The sequence below is a fragment of the Levilactobacillus zymae DSM 19395 genome (assembly GCF_001434115.1).
GTDB lineage: Bacteria > Bacillota > Bacilli > Lactobacillales > Lactobacillaceae > Levilactobacillus > Levilactobacillus zymae.
In genome coordinates this window covers 115,859-140,582 of sequence record NZ_AZDW01000032.1, presented here as the reverse complement: position 1 = coordinate 140,582, position 24,724 = coordinate 115,859, and the positions used below count along the sequence as shown (strand labels likewise).

Sequence of the window (24,724 nt, the reverse complement as noted above, 5' to 3'; positions counted from 1 at the left end):
CACTATTGGGATTAAGGAAGCTCGCCGGTCGACGATCGAGCGGCGAGCTTCGATAACGCATGCGTTACTTGGAGATGTAAGTCTTACTGAAGTCCCAGTTAGCGCCGGTTGGGAAGTAGATAACTCCCTTGACGTTGGACTTGACCAGTTGTGGCTTAGCTTGTTGATAGATTGGGATGATCCCTTGTTCGTTCATCAACGTCTTTTCGGCATCGATCAAATCGTTCCACCGAGCGGATTCGTTGTTGGCATCTTGGTTGTTGGCCTTGTCGATGTCCTTGTCGTAAGTCGTGGACTTCCACTTCCCGTTGTTGTACGAGTTACCAGAAGTGAACAGTGACAAGAAGGAAATTGGATCGGCGAAGTCAGCGCCCCAGCCAGAAACCACGACATCGAATTGGCCGTTTTGTGATCGGCTCAACCGGGTCTTAAATGGTAAGTTGCTGTTCGTAACCTTCAAACCAGGTAACTTAGCCCATTGACTCTGAACGTATTCGGTCGCGTTCTTGCCGGCTGGCGTATCATCGGCCATCAAGGTCAGAGACACGTTGGACTTGCCAGTTTCCTTCAAGGCTTTCTTCCATAAGGTCTTGGCTTCAGCTAAGTTGTAAGCCGTGCCTTCGCTGGTCTTAGCGGCCTTGGCGAAGTCCGTGCCCTTGTAAGAAACTAACCCATCAGCCACGTAACCGGATGGCACCGTGGACCCGTCTTGTAAGACCTTGTTGACGAATTGGTTCCGGTTGATGGCCAAGGATAAGGCCTTCCGGGCGTTAACGTTCTTAAAGATGGCATCCTTCTTTTCGTTCATTTCAATGTAGAAGGTTGAAGCCCCCTTACGAACCACGTACTGCTTATCGTTCTTGTAGTTCTTTGGTTGTTGACCACTCAGGTAAGTAGCGTCCAACTTACCACTTTGATATTGACTCAAGGCGGTTTGTGGATCCTTCATGGTCTTGAAGTTGATCTTCTTCAGCTTGACGTTCTTAGCGTTCCAGTAGTTGCTGTTCTTGCTTAACGTCCAGTTGTCTGACGTCCCGGTCCAGTAAGTTAACTTGAATGGGCCGTTGTAAACGTTACTTTGGGCGTTGGCCGCGTACTTCTTGCCGTACTTTTGCACGATCTTTTTATCTTGCGGGTAGAAGGTCGGGTTAGCAACCAAGGCTGGGAAGTAGTTCGTCGCCTTGGTCAACGTGACCACAACCTTGTAGTTGCCGTCCGCCTTGATTCCTAAGCTGGAAACTGGCTTCTTGTTGTTCATGATGGCGTTGGCGTTCTTCACCTGAGCGAACAAGTAAGCGTATTGCGAAGCGGTCTTGGGATTAACGGTGCGTTGCCAGGAATAAACGAAATCTTTAGCGGTAACGGGGTCCCCGTTACTCCACTTGGACTTCCGTAAATTAAAGGTATACGTTTTCCCGTCCTTGGATTTGGAATAGCTCTTGGCGACCCCGGGATGCGTCTTACTGTTCTTCCCCATCCGGAGTAACCCTTCGTTGGTGTTGTTCAGGGTTTCACCGGAAACCACGTCGGTCGCCGTGGAAATATCCATCGATGGTAACGCCGAGGACTCCATCCAGTTTAAGGTTTGGTCCTTCGCCTCACTGGCACCACTGTTACTACTGGACGAGCTCCCACACGCCGCTAATAAGATTGCGGCAAACGTGGCAACCGTCCCTAACTTGACTGCTGAATTGATCTTCATCACTTATTCAACCCCTCTTAGTTGGTCATGGAACAAAAACTAACACCTCAAATTTGATTAGCCCTAGTGTATATTAGAAAACCATTAAAATCAATAGGAATATCTAATTTATTTTTAGTAAACCGTTATAAATGCCGTCTAATCAGGATTTTAAATTAAGCGTAATTGATTAATTAACTGTCTTTTGCGGGGGAATTCATTCTAAAATTGAATAAATATCACTTGCAAAATTAGTAAATTCACCTTAAAAACTCATAAACGGTTAAGCAGACAAACTAAATCCGTGCGGCCCCGTTAGGACCCCACGGATTTAAGCTGTCGCTAAATTGACTTAAGGTGGGATTATTTGGCGATGTAGGCCTTACTAAAGTCCCAGTTGGCACCCACCGAGTAGTAGACCACGTTCTTGACCTTCGACTTGACCAGCTGTGGCTTGCCCCCTTGGTACAATGGGATGATCCCCTCATCCTTCAACAGGACCTTCTGGGCGTCCACCATGTTCTGCCACCGGGCTGCCGGCTTGTTGGCGTTGGTGTCCGTGGCTTCCTTGATCAGCTTGTCGTAAGCGGCGGACTTCCACTTCCCGTTGTTGTATGAGTTATCCGACGTGAACAACTGTAAGTCGGTGATCGGGTCAGGGAAATCGGCGCCCCAGAGACTCACGACCACGTTGAATTGTTGGTTGGCCGAACGGGATAACCGCGTCTTGTACGGAATGTTTTGGTTCGTGACCTTGATGCCGGAGAGCTTGCTCCACTGACTTTGCAGGTATTCGGTGGTACTCTTGGCGACCGGCGTATCATCGGCCATCAGCGTCAGGTTGTAGCTCTTACGGCCGGTTTCCTTTAGGGCCTGCTTCCAGAGTTGCTTGGCCTTGGTCAGGTTGTAGTCCGTGGCGGACTTGACCGTGGCTTGGTCCGCAAAGTCCTTGCCGTCGCGTAAGGCCAGTTTCTTGGTCACGATTCCCGTGGCCGGCGTGGACCCATCGGCTAAGACCTTGTTGGTAAACTGACTCCGGTTGATGGCCAGTGATAAGGCTTGCCGGGCCTTGACGTTTTTCATCATCGAGTCGGACTTCTGGTTCATTTCCACGTAAGCCGCCCGCGAACTGGTCAGTGACCGGTAATCCTTGTTGTTCTTGTAGTTTCGTGGTTGTTGCCCACTCAGGTAGATGGCGTCCATCTTGCCGCTTTGGTACTGACTTAACGCGGTTTGCGGGTCCTTGATGGCGCTAAACTTGATGTGTTGCAGCTTCACGGATTTGGCATCCCAGTACTTCGGGTTCTTGCTTAAGGTCCAGTTATCCGACGTCCCAGTCCAGGAAGTTAACTTGAATGGCCCGTTATAAACGTTGTTCTGGGCGTTGTTGGCGTACTTCTTGCCGTACTTTTGCACGACTTTTTGGTTTTGTGGGAAGAAACTGACCTGAGCGACCAACGTTGGGAAGTAGCTGACCGCGTGCGTCAGGTGCACGACGACCTTGTACTTGCCCTTGGCCTGAACCCCTAACGTGGAGACGGCCTTCTTCCCGTTCATGATGGCGTTAGCGTTTTTCACGTCCGCGTACAGGTAAGCATACTGCGACGCGGTCTTAGGATTGACCGTCCGTTGCCAACCATAAACGAAGTCCTTGGCGGTCACGGGATCACCGTTACTCCAATTCGACTTCCGCAGGTTAAACGTGTACGTTTTCCCGTCCTTAGACGTCGTATAGCTCTTCGCCACGGCCGGGTAGGTCTTGTTGTTCTTGCCGAACTGTAAGAGCCCCTGACCCGTGTTATTCAGCGTCTCCGCCGAAATGATGTCGGTGGCTAACGAATTGTCCATCGACGAGAGTGACGAACTTTCCATCCAGGTCAAGGTCTGGTCCTTAGCCTGTTTAGAACTACTGGAGGAACTCCCACACGCCGCTAATAAAATCGTCGAGAGCGTGGCGACAGTCCCTAACTTAATAAACGAAGTTACCCTCATATCTTTCAACCCCTCTAATATGTACCCATCAACAATACAGCATGTCATCATCATAAATGATAAAACGATGAGAATCAATAGTATTTTTTAATTTTTAATTAATTTAATTGGCGGACATGCCAAAAAAACGGGGCCAATCGCCGGATTGGTCCCGTTTCTCATTTATCATCAAATTTTAAGAGTTAGTCTGTCCGCGACCTCACTTCGAGATGTAGGCGTGACTAAAGTCCCAGTTAGCCCCAATTGGGTAGTACACAACGTCCTTGACCTTCGACTTCAGCAATTGTGGCTTGCCGCCTTGGTACAACGGGATGATCCCTTCGTTTTGCAAGAGGATCTTTTGCGCAGAAACCATTTCGTTCCACCGCTTGTCTGGGTTGTTGGCATCGGTCGTCGTGACCTTATTGATCAGGCTATCGTAGGCCTTGTTGGACCACTTACCGTTGTTGTAGGTGTTCCCCGACGTAAACAGTTGCAGGTCGGTGATTGGATCTGGGAAGTCGGCGCCCCACAGGGAAACGACGACGTCAAATTGTCCCGCAGCCGACCGCGCGAGCCGCGTCTTGTACGGAATGTTTTGGTTGGTGACCTTCAGGCCAGGCAGCTTGCTCCATTCACTTTGCAGGTATTCGGTCGTACTCTTGCCCACTGGCGTATCATCGGACATCAAGGTCATGTTGTAACTCTTCCGCCCGGTCTCCTTCAACGCTTCGGCCCACAGCTTCTTCGCCTTGGCTTGGTCATACGCCGTAGCACTTGGATCCGTGGCTTCGGTCGCGAAGTCCTTGCCCTTGTAGGTCGCCAGTCCCTTGGTGACGATTCCCGTTGCGGGGATCGACCCATCGGCCATGACCTTCTTGGTAAATTGGGTCCGGTTGATGGCTAAGGACAACGCTTGCCGTGCCTTGGTGTTGCGCATCAATGAATCGTGTTTCTCGTTCATTTCCACGTAGGCCGCCCGGGCACTAGTCAAGGACCGGTAACCTGGATTGGACTTCAAATTCCGTGGTTGTTGTCCCGTCAGGTAAATGGCGTCCAGCTTACCGCTTTGATACTGGCTCAACGCGGTTTGCGGATCCTTGACAGCGCTAAACTTCAGTTGATGGAGTTTAACCCCCTTAGCGTCCCAGTAACTCGGGTTCTTGGTCAACGTCCAGTTATCCGACGTCCCGGTCCAGTAAGTCAGTTTAAACGGCCCGTTGTACACGTTATTTTGCGCGTTGGCCGCATAGGCCTTGCCGTACTTTTGCACGACCGACTTATTTTGCGGGAAGAAGCTAACCTGGGCCACTAGGGTTGGGAAGTAACTGATTGGGTGAACCAAGTTAACCACCAGTTTATAGTTTCCTTCCGCCTTCACCCCAAGGTCGCTAGCTGGCTCCTTACCCTTCGAAATGGCGGTGTCGTTCTTGATATCCGCGTACAGGTAAGAATACTGCGATCCGGTCTTAGGATTAACGGTCCGTTGCCACCCGTAGACGAAGTCCTTAGCGGTTACCGGTTGCCCGTTACTCCACTTGGACTTCCGTAGGTAGAAGGTGTAGGTTTTCCCATCCTTCGACTTGGTATACCGGGTTGCGACTGACGGGTAGGTCTTGTTGCCCGCCCCAAACTTCAACAGACCGGCACCGGTGTTATTCAACGTTTCGGCCGAAATAATATCGGTGGCCAGTGAGTTGTCCATGCTGGTCAGTGATGAACTTTCCATCCAGGTCAACGTTTGGTTCTTGGCCTGAGCTGTGCTCGACTTAGCTGGTGAGGCGCCATTTCCGCAGGCAGCCAATAACATTGTTGCGAGTGTGGCCACAGTCCCCAATTTGGCCATTGCTGATAATTTCATTGCGACTCAACTCCCCTCACGTCTCTCTTAACGACGTTGAGGCCATCGTAGATTGGAATTCGATGAGAATCAACATTATCCTCTAATCTTGTAAGGTATCCTAACCCACATTCCCCCCGAAAGGTCCAGTGCATGGTATACTGAGCCCATAAGTATAATGAGGAGCGTGAGCATATGGATGAAACACCAGCAACACCCGTCATTACGATTGGCCTTAACTCGGGACAGGCCACGTTCGACTACGCCATGGCCGAACTGGACGCCCTGGTCGAAGCCAACAACATGACCGTGGTCGAACAGGTGCAACAGGCCTTAAGTAAGCCGAATCCCGGCACCTACTTCGGGACCGGGAAGGTGGAAGAACTGGCCACCATCGTCGCTGACGACGGGGTCGATACCATCGTGGTCAACGATGAGCTGACCCCTAGCCAAATTCGAAACCTCGAAGCCGGCACCAAGGCCCGGATCATCGACCGGACCGGCTTGATTTTAGAAATCTTCGCCAACCGGGCCCAGTCCCGGGAAGCCAAGTTACAGGTCCAACTGGCCATGCTGCAGTACCAGTTACCGCGGCTGCACACCAGCGCCTCGCAACGGTTAGACCAACAGACCGGGAGCGGCGGTGGCGGTGGCTTCACCAACCGGGGGGCCGGGGAATCCCAGACCGAAATGAGTCGGCGGACCATCCAACGGTCGATCAACCACGTTAACCATGAACTAAAGGAAATCAACCAGGCCGCCGAGACGCAGCGCGCCCAACGTGAACGCAACCAGTTACCGTCAGTGGCCCTGGTCGGCTACACCAACGCCGGTAAGTCCACGCTGATGAACGCCTTAGTCCAACGCTTCGGCAAGAACGAAGACAAGCAGGTGTTCGTCAAGAACATGCTGTTCGCGACCCTGGACACCAGTGTCCGGCAACTGATTTTCCCCGACCAAAAGAAGCTCTTATTGAGTGACACGGTCGGCTTCGTCAGCCAGTTACCCACTAACCTGGTCAAGGCCTTCCGTTCGACGTTAGCCGAAGCGGCCAACGCCGACCTGTTAGTCCAAGTGGTCGATTACGCCGACGTCAACCGTGAGGCCATGATGGCCACCACGGAAAAGACCTTACAGGAGATTGGCGTGACCGACGTGCCGATGATCACGGTCTTCAACAAGGCGGACCTGACTTCGGCCACCTACCCTAGTCGAGCGGGCGACCAACTGATTCTCTCGGCCAAAGACGACGCGTCCATCGATATGTTGGTCCAGACCATGAAGGAAAAGGTCTTCCACAATTACGTGACGGCCAACTTCTTGATTCCGTTTGACGCCGGTGACGTGGTGGCCTACCTAAACGACCACGCGAACGTCCTCAGCACGGACTACCAGGCCACGGGAACTGCCATGCGCGTGGAACTGCCCCAGGCCGATTTCAACCGCTTCAGACAGTACGTGGTAACCGATGCGCCGAGTGAAGACTAGGCTGATTGCACCGATTCTCGTTCAAAATAACCAGGGCCCGCGGTAAATCGCGGGTCCTTTTTGGTGACCGCCAAACGTTGAAACTTCCGGGTCAATCGACAATTAAGCTTGTTTTTTGTAAGCGTTTTCTTCTATTATATAGGGCGTTTTCACCGCCCATTGTGGGTGCGACTGCCGCCGCAAAAAAACCGGAACCAATCATCAAGACTGGTTCCGGTTTAATTGCTAAGTCGTTAAATCCCTTAGTTACGCCTGACGCTTTTCGAGGTACCGAGCGAGTACGGACAACGCGTAGCAGACGATGAAGTACAGCAACGCAATCGCCACGAACATCGGAATGATGTAGTTGGTGTTTTGCCCGTAAATGATTTGCGACCGGTACAGCATTTCTGGCAACAAGATGATGGTCGCTAACGAGGTATCCTTGACCAGCGAGATGAACTGACTCACAATCGCCGGAATCATCTTGACCATGGCCTGGGGCAACACGATGTGCCACAATCCCTGCCAGTAGGTCAACCCGTTGGCCCGGGCCCCTTCCATCTGGCCGGGATCCACGGCCTGAATCCCCGACCGCACGATTTCGGCCAACATGGCGGATTCAAAGATCGTCATGGCCAGAATGGCGGCCGGAATCACCTCAGGTTTGACCCCCAGGTTCGGCAGACCAAAGTAGATAAAGAACAGAATCAAAATTAACGGTAGGTTCCGAATCACGTCGATCACAAACCCGACAATCGCGGAAAAATACTTGATCTTAACGTAGCGGATGACCCCTAAGATGGCGCCAATAATGAAACTCCCGATGATGGAGGCCACCGATACCAAGATGGTGATCCCCAGGCCACCGAACAGGTAGCGTAAGTTATCCGGGGAGTATGCGGCAATAAAATTATTCAGCATGGTTTAATCCTCCCCTAAGCTAAACGCTTTTCCAAGTAGCGCATGTAGTAACTGATCGGCATGGTGATGATCAGGTAAAGGACCCCAACGGCGGAATAGGCCGCCATGGTCTCCAGCGAACTCGAGGCGATCGAGTTCCCCTGGTACATCAGGTCGAACCCACCCACGAAGGCTAAGGTCGACGAATTCTTGACCAGGTTCACGAACTGGTTACCCAGTGGCGGAATCACGTACCGGAAGGCTTGGGGCAAGACGATGTAGCGCATCGACTGCCAGAAGGTCAACCCGTTGGAGCGGGCCCCTTCCATCTGGCCAGGGTCGACGGATTGAATCCCCGCCCGCACGGTTTCGGCGATAAATGCCGAGGTGTAGAGCGTTAACCCAATGGTGCCGGCGGTAAACCCGTTCATCTTTAAGACGTACAGCGGAATCACCACGTAGAAGAACATGGTAATCACCAGCAACGGGATGTTCCGGAAGACTTCGATGTAGACCCGGGCCACTCCCCGGGCGAACTTATTCGGCGATTCTTCGAGCAAGGCGAAGAAGGTCCCAATAATCAAACTAAAGATCAGTGCAATCACACTACATAACAGCGTTTGGCCCAACCCGTAAAGGAGGGTGCCACCGTAAGCTTGAAAAATATGAATCATTCTTGAGCCGCCTCCTCGTAATCAAAGCCTTTGACGTTGTGGAACCACTTGTGCAGGATCTTCTGGTATTGGCCGTTAGCCCGCAACTCCGCAATCGCCTGGTTGATGCCTTGGCGGAACGGCGTTTGGGTCTTGTCCACGGCAATCCCGTACGGTTCGGAAACGAACGTGCCGCCGGTGACCACGTAGTCCGGATTTTGAACGGACATCCCGTAAAGAATCCCGTTATCGGTGGTCAGCGCCTGACCTTGTCCCGATTTCAGGGCCGTCATGGCCTGGGCGTAGTCGGTCAATTGTAAGACCTTGGCGTTTGGTGCGACTTTAGCCACGTTTTCCACGGAGTCCGAACCCACGACCCCCAGGACCGTGCCCTTTTGTTGATTAAGATCCTTAACGTTTTTAATCCTACTGCCCTTTTTGACCAGTAACGACTGGCCGGCGTAGAAGTAAGTATTGCTAAATGCGACCTGTTTGCGCCGTTCCGGCGTATTGGTCATGGTGGCAATAATCGCGTCGATGTTCCCGTTTTTCAACATTGGCATCCGCGTCGAACTCGTCACCTGAATGAATTTAGCCTTCCCCTTAGAACCCAGCATTTGTTTCGTGATGGCCTTGGCAAGGTCGATTTCAAACCCCTTGATCTTGCCGTCCTTAGTATCGAGTAGCCCAAACAGCCGCGTATCGGCCTTGACCCCCCAGGTAATGGTCTTGGACTGTTGATCAACCTTTAACACGTTCCGGGATGACAACGGTTTGGACCCACAAGAACTGACGACCACGGTGAGGGCCAGCAGAGCAACAACCAGGCCCAGGCGCCGCATTAATTTTTTCATAAGCGTGTCCCTCCCTGATTAATGCAAAATCTTGCTTAAGAATTGACGGGCCCGTTCGTTGGTCGGTTCACCGTTAAAGAATTGGTCCTTGGAATCGTCTTCGAGGATCCGCCCATCGGCCATGAAAATCACCCGGTTGGCCACTTCGCGTGCGAAGCCCATTTCGTGGGTCACGACTAGCGACGTCATACTGGAGTCTCGGGCGATGGTCTTCATGATGTTCAAGACATCGTCGACCATTTCCGGATCCAGCGCACTGGTAGGTTCGTCAAACAACAGACACTTGGGTTTCATGGCTAACGACCGCGCAATGGCGATTCGTTGCTGCTGCCCCCCGGATAATTGCGCGGGCATCTTAGGGGCTTGGTCGGCCAGACCCACCCGGTCGAGCATTTCCATCGCGACCTTCTTGTTTTCTTCCTCGTCGCGGTGTAGCACGATTCGAGGCGCCAACATGATGTTTTCCAGAATCGTCTTATTGGCGTACAGGTTAAAGTGTTGGAACACCATCCCCACGTTCTTGCGAATCCGGTTGATATCGGTCTTCGGGTTGGCGAGGTCTTGGCCGTTAACGATCAGCTTACCCTCACGAATCCGTTCCAACCCGTTCACCGAACGAATCAGTGTCGACTTTCCGGAACCGGATGGCCCGATCAGCACGACGGTCTCACCGGCCTCGATGGTTAAGTTGATATTATGCAACGCGTGAAAGTCGCCGTAATACTTCTCCACGTTGTGGAATTCAATCATTGACATATTTTTCCCTCCACTAGAATAGGTTGGGGCTCCGGACGGTTGGTCCGTAGCCCCACCACTAAGGTTATTGTGGTACCTACTGCTCCTCAAATTTTTGAACATTTGCAGGGTCTAAATTAAAGTTTAAACCAAAAGAATAGGCCGGTCAAAAACATTACCTCGTTCGCCCCGTCCTTGCCAAAGTCGTTATCCCCTCAAAAGAGTTACCTACCAACCGTTTTTGCCCGGTGATGACTGGTCAAAAAAAGTTCTGGCCGCAGCCAGAACTTTAAGTCAAACGATTCAATTTAATGGTGGTAGCGTGACCGCCGCGTCATGGGTTCGTCATCCGTAGTAGACGCTGCTGATGACGTGGCCTGTTGGTCGTACCGTTGGCGCCGGGTCGTGGTCGTGGCCGGGGTTTGACCGGTTCGCGCAGTCGTGGTGGGTTGGTCTTCCGCTTGGTGCTTGTACGCCAGTTGCACGGCGACCGCGAAGTCGTTGTCCTGTTCAATCAACGTGGTCCGCCCAACGACCTTGAACGGTCCGCCGACCAGCGTTGCGTTGGCCAGGTACAGCTTGAATTGGTCGCGTACGTCGTTCACGTTTTGTAGGCCCACCGTGCTGACCGTCCCCACGGGCTGCTTGTCGGCTTGGTTCAAGCCCGCGTAGACCACCAGGTGGTTATCTTCATTTTGCATTTCGAAGTACGGAATCAGTACGCCGGGACCGGAAGCGTAAACCGGCTTGCCGTCCTTTTGCACCTGTTCCATGATTTCCCGGTCGCCCAAGCCAGAGTAGTCCAGCCGCAAGAGCCGGTTTTGCTGAAGTTGGGTCGCCAGGTTTTGGACGTTTTGTTGCTGTACCGGGGTCGCCATCAGTTTGCCGGGAAGAATCTTCTTCTCGTCGAAATAGCCGTTCGCCGGAATGTTACGGCCGAGACTATTGCGCCGCGGTTGGGTCGCTTCGGCGTCTTTAGGCTTCGTCCCCAATAATTTTTCGATCTTGGGCGAAATATCAAACGGCGCCTTCTTTTTGGTAAAGTAGTAGACCCCGTTCAAAAATGCGAAGTACAGCAAGATGATGGCCACCAGTAAGATCAATAGACCCCAGAATGGATGGCCGTTTTGCAGATAGCGCACCGCGATGTAAAAGAGGTAGAAGTCCCCCAGCAGGCCCAGTACCGTATAGATCCGGTTTTTGAGCTTAACGCTGACGTTCACGTACCCCAAGTAATGGTTCACCATATCAAGAAAGCTTAACATCTTCGGTCCCCCTTTCTGGCTTAATTGCCACCGTCCGTGGTCCCACCATCATCGGTGGTTCCTTGCGTCGTCGTGGCGTTATTGGTCGTGGTACCGGTCGTTCCCGTGGTATCCGACGTGGTGTCGTTGCCCGTTGTGGTATCGTCGTCCATGGTGCTGTTGGTGTTCCCCGTGGTCGTGGTGGAACTCGACGACTTCTTCTTGGACGTGGTGGTCCCACCCGTACTGGTGTTGCCCGTAGTCGTAGTGGTGTCATCCCCGGATTCCGACGTGTTATCCGCCGATGAACTTTGCGTATCCGTCGAGGAACTATCGGCAGAAGAGGCCTTGTCCTTACTGCTACTGTCAGAAGAATCCGAGCTCTTATCCTTTTTACTACTATCGTCACTCGGCTTCTTCTTATCGGAACTATCCGAGAACTGTCCCGATAACGATGAACTGGTCGTGGACACGCGACTAGCGCCTTCGTTGGTCTTCGTCACGCTGTTGGTCACCACGTTGGTGGCCCCGAGTGCCAATGCCATCGATAAAATTGCGAATGGCGTGATAAACGGTGGTGTGCGGTACGCCATGTCTGATTCCTCCTTATGCCTAACTCGTTGAGCCCATTATCTCATGGTTAGGTGAAAACTTTCTCAAAATTCCTTTAATTTTTGACTAAGGTCGCTTCCGTCACGCCCGCAGCCTTGCATTCGGCGCACAGCCCGTACAGCTCAAAGCTATGCCCCGTCACGTCACAACCGGGAAGCTGGTCGGTGAAGAAGTCTAGCGGGCACATCTGCAGTTCCGTGACCTTGCCACAGTTCTGGCAGATGAAGTGGTGGTGATGCTGGTGGTGAAAATCACACTGGTACTTCACTCGCGCCCGTTCCTGTTCCGTGTTTTGTTCCACGATGCCGACCTCTTCAAATTCCTTGAGGTTGCGGTAAACCGTGTTGTGACTCATCCCCGGAAATTCGGTCCGCATATAGGCGTCGACGTTCACGACGTCCGTGTAGTGACCCTGATTGGTCAGTAGGAACGATAAGAGCGCGTGCCGTTGTTTGGTGAGCTTTAACTTGTTCTTTTTTAAAATCGCCACAGCGGCGGTCAATGATTCTGCCATGATGGACGGCCTCCTTATAATTAGTCCGAATTCCCTGTTAGTTTAGCATACTTCCTAAGAAACGCAACTGCCGGCCCACCGCGCCTATTCGGCGGTCAACCGGGCCATCAAATCGTCGAGTTTCAGTTGCGTTTGTTGCCAATGATCGTTGTTCAGCTCGATGGCCCGACCACGTAAGGCTAACGGCATGGTCAGATCCCGCCGGTACTCCGGACTGGCCAACCGTTGCTTCAACATGGTGGCGTTATCCCCCCGCGCCGATAAGCGGCCCTGAAGTTGGCCCGTGTCGCTGACCGTTAGGAAAATCACCACGGCTTGGTCCCCCAGGGTTTGCGCGTAGGTGATGGCCCCTTTGGTATCCAACACGATGGCCGGAAACGGGGCGCGTTTGAATCCCTCGGCGATGCCCTCCCGCGAGGAGCCGTAGTGGTAGCCCGCGTAGACCACGGATTCGAGATAGTGGTTGCGCGCGAACGACTCATCGGTTTCGAAATAGTAGTCACGGCCGTTGACCTCCCCGGCACGTGGGGGGCGGGTGGTGTGGGTGACAATCCGGGTAACCGGGTAGTTTTGCGCCAGATAGCGCTGGACCGTGGTCTTCCCCGTCCCCGTGGCGCCGGTGATCACTAAGACTTTTGGCGTCATAGGGCACCCGCCGTTAAGTAAGCGTGGGCCTGATCGAGAGCGCCCTGGAGATTAGCATAGCTGAGCGTTGCCCGCGCTTCGCTGTACGGGAACCACCCGAAGTCACTAATTTCGACCTTCTGCCGGGTAATCGTGACGTCGTTAGCCACCTTAGCGGTATACAAGACCACGTGCTTATGGTGACCATTCTGCATATCGTAGTCGAGGACCACGTGAAATTCGGGATCCACGGTCACGTCCAGTTGGGTCTCTTCTTGAATCTCCCGGTGCGCCGTTTCGAGGTCCGTCTCGGCCCCTTCCACGTGTCCCTTAGGAAAGCCCCAGAAGTCACTGGTGGCACTCTTTAGTAGTAGGTATTGGGGTTGGCCGTCCTTGATTTGGTAAACGACCGCTCCACTGGCATTTTCGGTAATCATTAAACCGACCTCCTTGATTATTTTGGCTCATTTGCGGGTACGACCCGCTGTTTATTTAGTTTAAGGCTAATTCTGCGTGGTGGGTTCCGTCAACGGTTTGGTTTCGCGGGACCGATTCACTATGGCAAACCCTTATTATAACGGAATCCGCAGCACCCGAATAGCCTTCCCGCTCGGTTTTCAAAAATGAGACGGGCAAAAAGCCGAATTTTCGCCGTTGACCGGCCGAACTCTCATTGACTTTTAATTTAATTCTAGGGTACACTTAGCCAAGATATCAACTATTTCAAGGGGGCCTTTTATGGCTATTTCACGTCTCTTCCGCCGCGAGAAACTCGATAGTTATCTCAGCAGCGACAAACATTTTGCCAAAACCATGTCCGCTAAGGATCTCATGTCCTTAGGGATTGGTGCGGTCATCGGGACCGGGATCTTCATTCTCCCCGGGACCATCGCCGCGCAGTACAGCGGTCCCGGAATCGTGCTTTCCTTCCTTCTGGCCGCCATCGTCTGTTCCACCGCCGCCATGTGTTACGCGGAATTTGCCTCCGTGCTGCCCGTTGCCGGATCGGCCTACTCCTACGGGAACCTGGTCTTCGGCGAAATCATCGGTTGGGTCTTAGGCTGGGCGTTGATTCTCGAATACGTCTTAGCCGTGGCCGCCGTGGCCAACGCCTTTGGGGCCTACTTCAAATCGTTCGTGGCCGGCTTTCACCTGACCATCCCCACGGCCATCGCCGGACCCTTCGATCCAGCGCACGGCACCTACGGCAACCTGGTCGCCATCCTGGTGGTCTTCTTCATCAGTTGGCTGTTGAATCGGGGGATGCGCGAATCCATGCGGATCAACAACGCCATCGTCATCGTCAAAATTGCCATTATTATTTTATTCGTCGTGGTCGGCGCGTTTTACGTTCGGCCCGAGAACTGGCACCCCTTCGCACCGTTCGGGGCCGCCGGGATTCGCCGCGGAGCCGCGACCGTTTTCTTCGCTTACTTAGGGTTTGACGTGGTCTCCTCTTCGGCGGCCGAAGTTAAGAATCCCCGGCGGAACATGCCCATCGGGATCATCGGGACGCTGGTCGTTGCCACCGTTCTCTACATGTTAGTGGCCATCGTCTTGACCGGGATGGTCACCTACACCAAGTTAAACGTGGCCGACCCCGTGGCCTTTGCGTTGACCCTGGTCCACCAGAACTGGACTTCCGGGATCATCTCGTTAGGGGCACTGGCCGGTATGTTCACCATGATGGTCACCATGATCTACAGTTCGTCGCGTCTGATTTACTCGGTCGGCCGTGACGGGCTGTTACCCAAGTTCTTGGGGAAGATCGACAGCCAAACGGGAACGCCCAAGCACAGTCTGGCCGTGGTCACGGTGGTCATCGCCATTCTGGGAGGCTTCGTGCCCCTGGATCAACTGACCAACCTGGTCAACATCGGGACTTTGGTCGCCTTTCTGTTCGTGTCCTTCGGCATCATTCGCTTACGACACCTGCCAGAAATGCCGAAAAACACGGGCTTCAAGGTACCCTTCTACCCGGTATTGCCAATTATTTCGGGACTCCTGTGCTTCTACATGATGCTGCAGTTGCCCGCCGAAACGTGGATTGCGTCCACCATCTGGTTTGCCTTGGGACTGGTGATCTACCTGACTTACGGCTTACGCCACAGTCGGCTCAACGACCAAGCGTAAGCTCTGAACGGCTACTCACCGACAAAACCCACCATCCACCTGCGTGGAACAACCATCATTGTTATAAACTAGTCACACAAACACTTTTAGGTTAAGGTAGGCGATTTTATGCGTAATCATCAATTTGCGATTCGTCCCACCACGCCGACACAGGCGCTAGACGAATTGCACCAAATTCGTTTCTTAGACGACACCACGGAAGCCCTCACCACGCCCAGCGCGCTCCTCAAGGCCTTTTACGCCAAGAGTTGGCCCGAGTTTCCGGCTGCCAGTAGTGTCGAGGCCCAGTTGGCTGACTTGCTAGCAACGCCCGATACCGACGCGGCGACTTTCCTGGCCACTCACGATAACGTGCCGGTCACGGTCTTTTACAACTTAGCGCTCCAACGGTTGAACTTTGCGGTCGGTCGCGACTTCGACTTGACCGATCCGTTAGCCGCCATGACTAAGATCCAACTCCCCGTCAGTTCCCATGCCGGGGCCGACTTCACCCTGGCCGAACTCAAACAGGCCTGGTACCTGCTGCTGGCTACCCACACCAAGACCGGGCAGACGTTCTTGGACCAACTGACCACCCACGGCTATTTCGTACCGTTCTACCACGACGCCAGCGTTACCAAGCCGCTCCTCTTTAATGGTAAGGCCCAAGCGGTCTTCGACACCAGCGAGCTGTTGCGCGACGTGGTTTACGTGGAAAGTTCTCAGGACACCGATCACGACGGGCAACGTGACCTGTTAAAGGTCGAGGTCTTACGCCCGGCCGAAACCGCCGACGGACTTAAGGTCCCCGTACTCTTCACGTCGAGTCCCTACAACCAGGGCACCAACGACGCCGAGGGCGAGGCACTGACCCATAACGTCAATGTGCCGTTGACCCCCAAGCAACCCGTACAGCGGACGTTAGCCGACGTGACCGCACCGGAGACGCCCTCCGCGGTTCCCGCCCCACGGCCCGTGACGGCGACGACGCGCACCGCCGAAGAACACTTCGCGCGCGAGCAATCCTACACGCTGAACGATTACTTCTTGGCCCGCGGGTTTGCCGTGGCCTACGCCGCCGGAATCGGGACCAAGGACTCCGACGGGTTACGGACCACCGGGGACCCCGACGAAACCATTTCGACCACCGCCGTGATCGAGTGGCTGGCCGGTAACCGCACGGCCTTCACGACCCGCGCGGCCACGACGGCGATTGCCGCGTGGTGGTCCAACCAAGCCATTGCCATGACCGGGCGCTCCTACCTGGGGACCCTGTCGACGGCCGCCGCCACTACCGGGGTTCAGGGCTTAAAGACCGTCATCAGTGAAGCCGCCATTTCCAGTTGGTACGACTACTACCGCGACGGTGGGCTAGTGATCGCACCGGGGGGCTTCCCCGGTGAAGACGCCGACGTCTTGGCCGAAGAGGTCTTCAGTCGCCAACAACAGGCCGGCGCCTACCACAAGCTTCAGGGCAAATGGCAGGCCGCGTTGGCCCAGATCACCCACGACCAAGACCGGACCACCGGGAACTACAACCGTTTCTGGGACGCCCGTAACTACCTGAAACACGCCCAAGACATCAAGGCCGACCTCCTGTTGGTCCACGGTCTCAACGACTGGAACGTCAAACCCCGCAACGTGAATAATTTATGGAACGCGGTCCGCGACTTACCCGTCACCAAGAAGTTGATCCTGCATCAGGGCCAACACATTTACATCAACGCCTTTCGGTCCATCGACTACACCGACATCGTCAATCTCTGGTTGACCCACGAGCTCCTGGGCGTGGACAACCAGGCCGACACGCTCTTGCCCAACGTGATCATCCAGGACAACACGCAACCGGAACGCTGGCAAGCCTTCGACGACTGGGACGCCCCGACTAACCCACAACGCCGCTTTACCCTACGCGAAGGCGAACTGATCGACGCGCCCGTGGCTACGCCGGGAACCGGGGCCATCAGCTTTAGCGACCAGTTGCCCGTTAAACAGTTTGAACACTACACCCACCACATCGACGACTGGCAGGCCGACCTGTTAGGCGATAAACACAACGCCATGGCCAACCACCGTTTGATTTTCAAGTCGGCCGGCTTAGAGCATGACCTGGTGCTCGACGGCAAACCCACCGTTAACCTGCGCGTGGCCGTCAATCAACCCGTGGGGATGTTGAGTTTCCAATTGGTGGACTATGGCGACGCCAAACGCCTCAAAGCCAACCCAACGCCCCTACGTCAGGCCTTAGACTTGGGCTACCACTGGCGTGAAGACAGCCTGCGAGAATTTCAGCTGGGCCCCGTCACGCCCTGGCACCTGATCACCAAGGGCCACCGCAACCTGCAAAACCGGACCAACACCTACCAGGTCGACGAGTTGAAACCCAACGTCTTCTACGACCTGAGTGTGCCGTTACAACCCACCCACCACCGGTTATTGGCCGGCCATCAGCTCGGGTTGGTCATCTACGCCACCGACTTTGGTATGACGGTGCGCGGCAACCAGGACCTACAATATTCCATCCAGCTCGATACGGCCACCTTGACCGTCCCCACGTTAGCGGATTAGAAAATTGGGTCTTTAATTAAAATCATGATAAACTAGACATCATTAAAACTTTAAGCATCGGGGGAATTTGATTATGAAACAAGGAACCACCATCATCACGCTCGACAACGGCTACCACCTCTGGACCAACACCCAGGGAACCGGCGATATTCATTTGCTGGCCTTACACGGGGGCCCCGGTGGTAACCACGAATACTGGGAAGACACCGCCAAGCAACTCGCCAAGCAAGGGCTGAACGTCCAAGTCCACATGTACGACCAATTGGGCTCCTGGTACTCCGATCAACCCGACTACAGCAAGCCGGAAAACCAAAAGTTACTGACCTACGACTACTTCTTGGATGAAGTCGAAGAAGTTCGGCAAAAGCTGGGCATCGACCACTTCTACCTGATCGGTCAATCCTGGGGTGGCGCGCTGGTTCAAATGTACTCCTTAAAGTACGGCCAACACCTCAAGGGGGCCATCATTTCCTCAATGGTCGATAACATCGACGAATACGTGGTCAACGTCAACAAGATCCGCGAAAAGATCATGACGGCCGACCAACTGGCTTACATGAAGCAGGTCGAAGCCAACGGAAACTACGACGATGCCAAGTACCAAGGCTTAGTCGACATCTTGAACAAGGGCTACGTCGACCGGAAACAACCGGCCGCCATCTCCCACCTGATCGACACTACGGCGACCGACGTTTACGGGGCCTTCCAGGGCGATAACGAATTCGTTATCACCGGGAAGCTCAAGGAATGGGACGTTCGCGACCAACTCAAGAACGACCAAGTTCCCACGTTAGTGACCTTCGGGGAACACGAAACCATGCCACTGGCCACGGGTAAGCGGATGGCCGAAACCATCCCCCACGCCCGGTGGGCCACGACGCCCGAAGGTGGCCACCACCACATGATTGATAACGCGCCGGTCTACTACGACCACTTGGCAACGTTCATTCGTGACGTGGAAAACGATAACTTCAACGATTAAATTGCGCGTCAAAAAACGCTTAGTGACCTTCCTGGCCGCTAAGCGTTTTTCGTTGTTCTGGATTATTTCGGATTGCGCACCGGCCGGATGACCTGGGCCGGATTACCGGCCGCAATCACGTTGTCCGGTAGGTCGTGGGTCACCACGGAGCCCGCGCCGACCACCACGTTGCGGCCAATCGTCACGCCGGGTAAGACGATCACCGACCCGCCGAACCAGCAGTAGTCACCAATCGTGATGGGTGAATCGTACTCCCAGCCCTGGGCGCGAAGTTGCCAATCGTCCGTGGGATGGTTGGGCGTGAAGAGTTGGCAGTTGGGCCCGATAAAACAATATTTGCCAATCGTGACCTTGCCCGCACTCAGGACCTGGAGCCGGGCGTTGATGAAACTGCCCTCCCCAATCGTTAGTTGCTTAGGGTGTTCGATGCTGACAATGGGACAGTACAGTTCGACGTCCTTTCCCAGGTTGGGCAAAAACGCTTTAATCAATTGGTTAGCCCCGGGAATGTCGGTCTTGGCCACGTCGTTGATGTGTTGGACCGTCTGGGCACTGCGCTTCACGATCGCCTGCATCTTGGGTTCGTGGACGTATTGGTACCAGTCCCCGTCGGCCACCTTTTGAAAAATATCTTTATGTGCGCTCTGCTGTAAGATTTCGGCGCTGATCTTTTTAACCATTCTGAAAACCCCTTTACGTTAAACTAAACCGCTTACAGCCTAGTGTACCCCAAAATGCAGTTGGTTGCCTTAAAAAACTAAAGGATCCGTGCCTAAAAGCACGGATCCCGTTAACTGGTCGCCATTAACTTTCAATTAGTGAATTTCAACGCGCATCCCGTATGGAACGTGGTGGTAGACCCACTGTGCGTCGGCGATGGAGAGGCGCACACACCCGTGCGAAGCGGGCTTGCGACCCAATTTAGCGGCTTCTGCTTTCACGTAGTGGCCCCGCCGATTAACCGGCACGCTATGGAATAAGTAGACGCCATGATCCTTCCAGGAGACCCAATAACGGGCCCCTTCACCGGACGCCGCGTTATAGAACGAATATCCCCGTTGCGCTTGAATGTGGTAGGTTCCCTTGGGCGTCGGGGACTTCTTGGTTCCCGTCGAGCAGTACATGGTGTAGAGGACCTTCTGGTGGGCCCCCTTATGGTTGTAAACGTAGACCCGTTGGCGCTTGGTGCTGACGTAAAGCCAAGCGTGACGGTAATGTTTCAAATTCGGATAAGGCTTGGCTTGTGATGGCTTGCGCCAATTAATAACCGGCTTAGCCTTAACGGTCGTGGCTTTGGCGGGGGCCTTAGCGATGACGGGCGCTGGATTGCCGCCCCACGCCACGCTTCCGGCAATGATCAAGCCCAAAATCAGCCCGCCGATTAACTGATGATTCCGCAAAATAGGTCGCTCCTTTGTTTTGCTGCCAAATAACTTAGCGGCAACACTTTGTCAGCTATTCATCATACCACAGCGTCGAACAGTAGCTACCACCAATCTGGGCCATCCCGTCCCCCAATCTTAGCTATTTGTGAGAACCAAACCAAAAAAGCCCCGCCAGTCGGCAGGACTCTTTTGGTAACACCGACTGAACGGTGCCGAAACGTGCGCCTAAAGGCAGCTGGTTGTGCTTAACCCCGTAGGGCGGATAATCCAGGTTCAGGATTATCCGCCCTACGACGTTAATGCTCGCCAGCTAACCGCCTTTTGTCACACTCTTGCAGTTTTAACTGTGAATAACCACTTTCATGCCGTAAGGAACGGTCTCGTAGACCCACTTGGCATCGGCCACGGACAACCGGACACATCCGTGGGATGCGGCGGATTTACCCAATTCTTCGGCTTCCTTCTTAATGTAGTGGCCGTCTTGGTCGGTCGGCACACTGTGGAAGAGGTAGATGCCATGGTCCTTCCAGGAGACCCAGTAACGCGCACCTTCACCGGAACTTTGATTGTAGAAGAAGGTTCCCCGTTCGCTCTGGATGTGGTAAGTCCCGGTCGGCGTTCCGTTCTTCTTGCCCGTCCCGGTCGAGCAGTACATCGTGTAGAGGACCCGTTGTCCATCCTTGACGTAGACCCGTTGCCGGGTGGTATTGACGTCTAACCAAGCGTTAGGGTGTTTCTTTAAGTTCGGGTAGGCTTTACTTTCGGACGGTTTCCGCCAGTCGATGGTCTTAGCCTCGGCTTGCGTAGTCGTATTGGTCGTTGATTTTTTAGCGGATTGACTGGTTCGCGGCGTCGAGGTCGCGGATAAGCGCTGAAAAAGGTGGTTCAGTCCCCAGCCGGCGACGAGGACGACTAGCACCACCAAGAGCAATTTTCTAAAGTGCTTCATCGAATTTCATCCTTTATAATTTTTTCATTGTACTGCTTACCATAACCGTTTTTTCTGAAAAAAGGAAGCTATTTGACTAAATCGTAATCTTAATTTGACCAAATCGTTAACTTCATTTTTTAGGCACTCGCGCCAAATGTTGACCAGCTGGCCGTTCAAAAAAGGCGTCATTCCGAACATTGTTGTTCAAAATGACACCCTTGTTAAGCATGAATGACTACCCGCATCCCGTACGGCACGTGTTGGTAGACCCACCGAGCATCGGCCACGGACAATCGCACACACCCGTGCGACGCGGCCGTCTTGCCGAGTTGTTCGGCTTCTTGGGTAATATAGTCACCATTTTTGTTGATTGGCACACTGTGAAAGAGGTACACCCCGTGATCTTTCCAGGAGACCCAGTACCGGGCCCCCTCGCCGGACGTCGGGTTGTAAAAAATCTTCCCCCGTTCCGCTTGAATGTGGAAGGTCCCGGTCGGGGTGGCGTTATCCCCCGTCCCGGTCGAACAGTACATGGTGTACAGTGTGCGGCGACCGGCTTTGACGTAGACCCGCTGCCGGCTGGTATTAACGTCCAGCCAGGCGTTGGGGTGCGCCGCGAGGTCGGGGTAGGCCTTGGTCTCGGAGGGCGCGCGCCAATCGATGGCCGGTTGGGCCACGCCAATCTTGAACCAGGCCAACGCCTGATTAAGCCCCCAGCCCGCAACCAGCAGCAGCCCCACGATGATCAGAAATTTACGGAAATTACGCATGGTGACGTCCCCCACGTCCCAAAGTTAATTGGCGGAATTCTTTAAACTCAGCTTTTCTACGTTTAAAATCTTGTCGACCAGGCCGGTATAGAAGCTGGCCTCATGGCTGACGATGATGGCGTTGCCCGGGAAGGACCCGATTGCATTCTTAAGGGCTTGCTTGGTCTCATCGTCCAAATGGTTCGTCGGTTCGTCCATGATCAGGAAGTTCGCGGGCTCAAATTCCATCATCGCGAGCTTGACCTTGGTCTGTTCTCCCCCGGAGAGTTCCCCGATGGGCTTCATCGCGTTGGCCGAGTCCAACCCACACTTGGAAAGCTTGGTCCGAATCGCCTTTTGGGGCAATTTTTCGTACTTGGCCTGGATGATCTGTAACGGCGTTTGGTGGTCGTTATCCCAGACTAAGTCCTGACTAAAGTAGCTGATCTTGGCCGACGGGGAGAAGTGCGCTTCTCCACCCTTGGCCTTGATGAGGCCTAAGATGGACTTGATCAGCGTCGATTTCCCGACCCCGTTGAACCCGGTCAAGCCCACCTTCTGATTGGTGGTCACCGAGAAGGTCACCGGCTTTAACAGCGGCCGGTCGTACCCCACGGAAAGTTGGTCGACCACTAAGGCGTTTTGCGACCCCGTATCCTGATACGGAAAATCAAAGTGCGCCTGAATGTTGGTCGACGGCGGATCGACCCGGTCCATCCGGTTCAGCATCTTTTCTCTGGACTTCGCCATGGTCGACTTGGACCCGGCCTTGTTCTTGCGAATAAAGCGTTCGGCCTTTTCGATCACGACCTGTTGCTTATCAAATTCCCGTTGTTGGGCCTTCTCGCGTTCCTCACGTTGCCGCATGGCCTGCTTGAAGTTCCCCCGGTACTTAGTGATCCGGCCAAACGCCACGTTAATGATACAATTGGTGACGTTTTGCAGGAAGTCGTAATCGTGAGACACGATCAACGCCGCCCCGTCAAAGCCGTTCAGGTAGTCTTCCAACCAGGCGATGTGCGTCACGTCCAGGTAGTTGGTCGGTTCGTCCAACAGGATAACGTCGTTGTTTTCCAGCAGCAACTTGGCCAGGATGATCTTGGACCGTTGCCCCCCGGACATCTTGGCAACTTCGTGATCGCGGCCAATGTCGTCTAGGCCTAACCCGGAGATGACCCGTTCGATTTCGGTTTCGACGTCGTAGAAGTTCCGCGCGTCGAGTTGCTCTTGCAGGCGGCCCGCCCGTTCGAGTAATTTATCGTCCATTTTTTCGGCGTATTCCGTGTACAACGCGGTCATCCGGTCGTTCATTTCGTACAAGTCCGCGTAAGCCGTATGCAAAAACTCAATCAGCGTCATCCCCTCCGGAATGTCCGCGTACTGGTCCAAGTAACCGACCCGCGCCTTGTTTTGCCATTTAACGGACCCCGTCACGGGGAGCTCCTGGCCCGTAATAATCTTGATTAGCGTGGACTTACCGACCCCGTTTTGACCCACGACGCCCATATGTTCACCCTTGTTCAGTTGAAAGCTGGCATCGGCGTACAATTGCTTGTCCGCGAAACTCATGCTCAGGTCATCAACTTCTAATAGTGGCACGGTTAAATCCTTCCCTTCTGCTCTTATGCGTTCGCACAAAAAAGCCCCGACAACGTCAAGGCCGTTTTTCTACATTAATACGTCATAACTTAACACGAAACCCGCCCCAGCGTCAACAACACCTCCCTAGGGGGTCGCCGGGGAACTATGCTATAATGATGAAAATTTGCTTCACTAAGGACTGACACTTTAAATGAATATTCGTGACATTGACCACATTACCCTGACCGTTAGCGACATCGAGCGCTCCGTACGCTGGTACCACGAGGTTTTTGACCTCCCCATCGTAGAATTCGACGATGGTCGCCGCGGCGTCAAGCTGGGCAAACAAAAAATCAACTTCCAGGTTGCCAGCGACCCCCACTTACCGGTGGCCAAGCACCCCACGGTCGGCGCGGCGGACTTCGCCATCATCGCCACCGACCCCTTAGCTAACATCCTTTCTCATCTGACCAACTACGCGGTCGAAATCATCGACGGCCCGCTGCCCAAGATGGGCGCTCAGGGTCCCATGACCTCGGTCTACGTGCGCGACCCGGACGAAAATTTGATTGAAATCGGCAAATACGATCACTAAACCCAAGCATAAGGGGGAAGCAGACACATGCAAAAGGCACCTCGGGGCATCATGGCCCTCTTTGACTGGCTCGGCCGGTGTGGGTACTGGGTCGGGTTTATCATCATTTATTTAGCAGACTCGCTGATTTTAACCACGGCTACCAACTTAGCCAGCACCCAACCCGCCGCGGCCACCCGGATGATTGGCATCATGCTAATCTATTCAGCGGGACTCCTAGCATTTATCAGTTGGCGCTACCAAAAGCAACTGGATTACGACAATCCGCGGCACTTTGGGCGGACACCGCTGACCTTTCAACGGTTCGGGCAACTGATTGCGCTATTCTTACTCATGTACGGGATTCAGATGCTGTGGAGCGTCCTGATTGGGGCGCACGTGTTGAGCAGCCCCGCTAACCAAACCGCCATTAACCAACAAGTTCAGCAGTTGCCGTTTTGGAACCTGGCCTACACGGTCTTCTTTGCCCCAGTGATTGAGGAACTGATCTTTCGGGGGATTTTCCTCAACTACTTCTTCCGCAAGAACAACCGTTGGCTCAACGTTCTAGGCGTACTGGTCTCCGGGTTGATTTTCGGTTACATGCACGTGGGTGGCTTCTCGTGGACGCTATTGATGTACTCGGCTTTGGGCTGGGTCCTCGGTTTCGCCTACCTCCACTTCCGCGACGTGCGGTACGACATCGCGTTACACTTTATGAACAACGCATTATCCTTACTGTAG

Annotated in this window: 23 protein-coding genes; 6 read left to right on the top strand and 17 right to left on the bottom strand. The window is 53.8% G+C overall.

Annotation, left to right across the window (positions count from 1 at the left end; translation table 11 throughout):
• Positions 1-64 precede the first annotated feature (64 nt).
• The 3 genes from FD38_RS07445 to FD38_RS07435 form a co-directional block, all read right to left on the bottom strand.
• Positions 65-1,702 (bottom strand): peptide ABC transporter substrate-binding protein, encoded by a 1,638-nt coding sequence (locus tag FD38_RS07445; RefSeq protein ID WP_057732850.1) that lies wholly within the window; start codon positions 1,700-1,702, stop codon positions 65-67.
• 342 nt (positions 1,703-2,044) lie between these two features.
• Entirely contained in the window at positions 2,045-3,673 is a 1,629-nt protein-coding gene (locus FD38_RS07440) for a peptide ABC transporter substrate-binding protein (protein ID WP_057732849.1), read from the bottom strand.
• A gap of 199 nt (positions 3,674-3,872) precedes the next feature.
• On the bottom strand, positions 3,873-5,513 hold the full coding sequence (locus tag FD38_RS07435) for a peptide ABC transporter substrate-binding protein (RefSeq protein WP_057732847.1): 1,641 nt from the start codon (positions 5,511-5,513) through the stop codon (positions 3,873-3,875).
• A 174-nt stretch (positions 5,514-5,687) separates the two neighbouring features.
• Here FD38_RS07435 and hflX point away from each other — a divergent pair, with 174 nt between their 5' ends.
• Positions 5,688-6,980, top strand: coding sequence for a GTPase HflX (hflX, locus tag FD38_RS07430; RefSeq protein ID WP_057732845.1), 1,293 nt, complete (start codon positions 5,688-5,690; stop codon positions 6,978-6,980).
• Between the two features lie 246 nt (positions 6,981-7,226).
• Here hflX and FD38_RS07425 read toward each other — a convergent pair whose 3' ends face one another.
• The 9 genes from FD38_RS07425 to FD38_RS07385 form a co-directional block, all read right to left on the bottom strand.
• Positions 7,227-7,880, bottom strand: coding sequence for an amino acid ABC transporter permease (locus FD38_RS07425; protein ID WP_186811329.1), 654 nt, complete (start codon positions 7,878-7,880; stop codon positions 7,227-7,229).
• A 17-nt stretch (positions 7,881-7,897) separates the two neighbouring features.
• Entirely contained in the window at positions 7,898-8,536 is a 639-nt protein-coding gene (locus tag FD38_RS07420; RefSeq protein ID WP_057732841.1) for an amino acid ABC transporter permease, read from the bottom strand.
• On the bottom strand, positions 8,533-9,369 hold the full coding sequence (locus tag FD38_RS07415; protein WP_057732839.1) for a transporter substrate-binding domain-containing protein: 837 nt from the start codon (positions 9,367-9,369) through the stop codon (positions 8,533-8,535). The genes FD38_RS07420 and FD38_RS07415 overlap by 4 nt, the downstream gene beginning before the upstream one ends.
• Positions 9,370-9,387: 18 nt before the next feature.
• A complete protein-coding gene (locus FD38_RS07410) occupies positions 9,388-10,125 on the bottom strand; it encodes an amino acid ABC transporter ATP-binding protein (RefSeq protein WP_057732837.1) in 738 nt (245 codons plus the stop codon).
• 287 nt (positions 10,126-10,412) lie between these two features.
• On the bottom strand, positions 10,413-11,369 hold the full coding sequence (locus FD38_RS07405) for a DUF6681 family protein (RefSeq protein ID WP_057732835.1): 957 nt from the start codon (positions 11,367-11,369) through the stop codon (positions 10,413-10,415).
• Between the two features lie 20 nt (positions 11,370-11,389).
• Positions 11,390-11,941 (bottom strand): hypothetical protein, encoded by a 552-nt coding sequence (locus tag FD38_RS07400; protein ID WP_057732832.1) that lies wholly within the window; start codon positions 11,939-11,941, stop codon positions 11,390-11,392.
• Positions 11,942-12,015: 74 nt separating this feature from the next.
• Positions 12,016-12,474, bottom strand: coding sequence for a Fur family transcriptional regulator (locus tag FD38_RS07395; RefSeq protein WP_057732830.1), 459 nt, complete (start codon positions 12,472-12,474; stop codon positions 12,016-12,018).
• Between the two features lie 84 nt (positions 12,475-12,558).
• A complete protein-coding gene (locus tag FD38_RS07390) occupies positions 12,559-13,119 on the bottom strand; it encodes a nucleoside/nucleotide kinase family protein (protein ID WP_057732829.1) in 561 nt (186 codons plus the stop codon).
• Positions 13,116-13,535: a bis(5'-nucleosyl)-tetraphosphatase gene (locus FD38_RS07385; protein WP_057732827.1), complete on the bottom strand. Its 420-nt coding sequence runs from the start codon at positions 13,533-13,535 to the stop codon at positions 13,116-13,118. The genes FD38_RS07390 and FD38_RS07385 overlap by 4 nt, the downstream gene beginning before the upstream one ends.
• 301 nt (positions 13,536-13,836) lie before the next feature.
• Between FD38_RS07385 and FD38_RS07380 the strand changes: the two genes are divergently transcribed.
• The 3 genes from FD38_RS07380 to FD38_RS07370 all read left to right on the top strand — a co-directional run bounded on the left by FD38_RS07380 (position 13,837) and on the right by FD38_RS07370 (position 18,760).
• Positions 13,837-15,231 carry an APC family permease gene (locus FD38_RS07380; protein ID WP_057732825.1) on the top strand — a complete coding sequence of 465 codons (1,395 nt, stop codon included), beginning with the start codon at positions 13,837-13,839 and terminating at the stop codon, positions 15,229-15,231.
• 108 nt (positions 15,232-15,339) lie between these two features.
• Positions 15,340-17,778, top strand: coding sequence for a Xaa-Pro dipeptidyl-peptidase (locus tag FD38_RS07375; RefSeq protein WP_057732823.1), 2,439 nt, complete (start codon positions 15,340-15,342; stop codon positions 17,776-17,778).
• Between the two features lie 73 nt (positions 17,779-17,851).
• On the top strand, positions 17,852-18,760 hold the full coding sequence (locus FD38_RS07370; RefSeq protein ID WP_057732821.1) for a proline-specific peptidase family protein: 909 nt from the start codon (positions 17,852-17,854) through the stop codon (positions 18,758-18,760).
• A 62-nt stretch (positions 18,761-18,822) separates the two neighbouring features.
• Here the strand turns inward: FD38_RS07370 and FD38_RS07365 are convergent, their stop codons facing one another.
• The 5 genes from FD38_RS07365 to FD38_RS07345 form a co-directional block, all read right to left on the bottom strand.
• A complete protein-coding gene (locus FD38_RS07365) occupies positions 18,823-19,440 on the bottom strand; it encodes a sugar O-acetyltransferase (RefSeq protein WP_057732819.1) in 618 nt (205 codons plus the stop codon).
• A gap of 135 nt (positions 19,441-19,575) precedes the next feature.
• Positions 19,576-20,115 carry a L,D-transpeptidase gene (locus FD38_RS07360; RefSeq protein WP_371862763.1) on the bottom strand — a complete coding sequence of 180 codons (540 nt, stop codon included), beginning with the start codon at positions 20,113-20,115 and terminating at the stop codon, positions 19,576-19,578.
• 370 nt (positions 20,116-20,485) lie between these two features.
• A complete protein-coding gene (locus tag FD38_RS07355; RefSeq protein WP_057732814.1) occupies positions 20,486-21,094 on the bottom strand; it encodes a L,D-transpeptidase in 609 nt (202 codons plus the stop codon).
• Positions 21,095-21,297: 203 nt separating this feature from the next.
• Entirely contained in the window at positions 21,298-21,846 is a 549-nt protein-coding gene (locus FD38_RS07350) for a L,D-transpeptidase (RefSeq protein WP_057732812.1), read from the bottom strand.
• Between the two features lie 24 nt (positions 21,847-21,870).
• A complete protein-coding gene (locus FD38_RS07345) occupies positions 21,871-23,424 on the bottom strand; it encodes an ABC-F family ATP-binding cassette domain-containing protein (RefSeq protein WP_057732810.1) in 1,554 nt (517 codons plus the stop codon).
• A 193-nt stretch (positions 23,425-23,617) separates the two neighbouring features.
• Here FD38_RS07345 and FD38_RS07340 point away from each other — a divergent pair, with 193 nt between their 5' ends.
• Together FD38_RS07340 and FD38_RS07335 are read left to right on the top strand one after the other, a co-directional pair.
• On the top strand, positions 23,618-24,001 hold the full coding sequence (locus tag FD38_RS07340) for a VOC family protein (protein WP_057732808.1): 384 nt from the start codon (positions 23,618-23,620) through the stop codon (positions 23,999-24,001).
• Between the two features lie 27 nt (positions 24,002-24,028).
• Positions 24,029-24,724, top strand: coding sequence for a CPBP family intramembrane glutamic endopeptidase (locus FD38_RS07335; protein ID WP_057732806.1), 696 nt, complete (start codon positions 24,029-24,031; stop codon positions 24,722-24,724).

What these genes read in the sequence shown, in the direction of transcription:
- FD38_RS07365 (WP_057732819.1), bottom strand. Translation starts at nt 19,440, where the DNA reads ATGGTTAAAAAGATCAGCGCCGAAATCTTACAGCAGAGCGCACATAAA.
- FD38_RS07405 (WP_057732835.1), bottom strand. Translation starts at nt 11,369, where the DNA reads ATGTTAAGCTTTCTTGATATGGTGAACCATTACTTGGGGTACGTGAAC.
- FD38_RS07350 (WP_057732812.1), bottom strand. Translation starts at nt 21,846, where the DNA reads ATGCGTAATTTCCGTAAATTTCTGATCATCGTGGGGCTGCTGCTGGTT.
- FD38_RS07395 (WP_057732830.1), bottom strand. Translation starts at nt 12,474, where the DNA reads ATGGCAGAATCATTGACCGCCGCTGTGGCGATTTTAAAAAAGAACAAG.
- FD38_RS07435 (WP_057732847.1), bottom strand. Translation starts at nt 5,513, where the DNA reads ATGAAATTATCAGCAATGGCCAAATTGGGGACTGTGGCCACACTCGCA.
- FD38_RS07415 (WP_057732839.1), bottom strand. Translation starts at nt 9,369, where the DNA reads ATGAAAAAATTAATGCGGCGCCTGGGCCTGGTTGTTGCTCTGCTGGCC.
- FD38_RS07380 (WP_057732825.1), top strand. Translation starts at nt 13,837, where the DNA reads ATGGCTATTTCACGTCTCTTCCGCCGCGAGAAACTCGATAGTTATCTC.
- hflX (WP_057732845.1), top strand. Translation starts at nt 5,688, where the DNA reads ATGGATGAAACACCAGCAACACCCGTCATTACGATTGGCCTTAACTCG.
- FD38_RS07385 (WP_057732827.1), bottom strand. Translation starts at nt 13,535, where the DNA reads ATGATTACCGAAAATGCCAGTGGAGCGGTCGTTTACCAAATCAAGGAC.
- FD38_RS07445 (WP_057732850.1), bottom strand. Translation starts at nt 1,702, where the DNA reads ATGAAGATCAATTCAGCAGTCAAGTTAGGGACGGTTGCCACGTTTGCC.
- FD38_RS07370 (WP_057732821.1), top strand. Translation starts at nt 17,852, where the DNA reads ATGAAACAAGGAACCACCATCATCACGCTCGACAACGGCTACCACCTC.
- FD38_RS07355 (WP_057732814.1), bottom strand. Translation starts at nt 21,094, where the DNA reads ATGAAGCACTTTAGAAAATTGCTCTTGGTGGTGCTAGTCGTCCTCGTC.
- FD38_RS07440 (WP_057732849.1), bottom strand. Translation starts at nt 3,673, where the DNA reads ATGAGGGTAACTTCGTTTATTAAGTTAGGGACTGTCGCCACGCTCTCG.
- FD38_RS07335 (WP_057732806.1), top strand. Translation starts at nt 24,029, where the DNA reads ATGCAAAAGGCACCTCGGGGCATCATGGCCCTCTTTGACTGGCTCGGC.
- FD38_RS07390 (WP_057732829.1), bottom strand. Translation starts at nt 13,119, where the DNA reads ATGACGCCAAAAGTCTTAGTGATCACCGGCGCCACGGGGACGGGGAAG.
- FD38_RS07375 (WP_057732823.1), top strand. Translation starts at nt 15,340, where the DNA reads ATGCGTAATCATCAATTTGCGATTCGTCCCACCACGCCGACACAGGCG.
- FD38_RS07420 (WP_057732841.1), bottom strand. Translation starts at nt 8,536, where the DNA reads ATGATTCATATTTTTCAAGCTTACGGTGGCACCCTCCTTTACGGGTTG.
- FD38_RS07400 (WP_057732832.1), bottom strand. Translation starts at nt 11,941, where the DNA reads ATGGCGTACCGCACACCACCGTTTATCACGCCATTCGCAATTTTATCG.
- FD38_RS07340 (WP_057732808.1), top strand. Translation starts at nt 23,618, where the DNA reads ATGAATATTCGTGACATTGACCACATTACCCTGACCGTTAGCGACATC.
- FD38_RS07410 (WP_057732837.1), bottom strand. Translation starts at nt 10,125, where the DNA reads ATGTCAATGATTGAATTCCACAACGTGGAGAAGTATTACGGCGACTTT.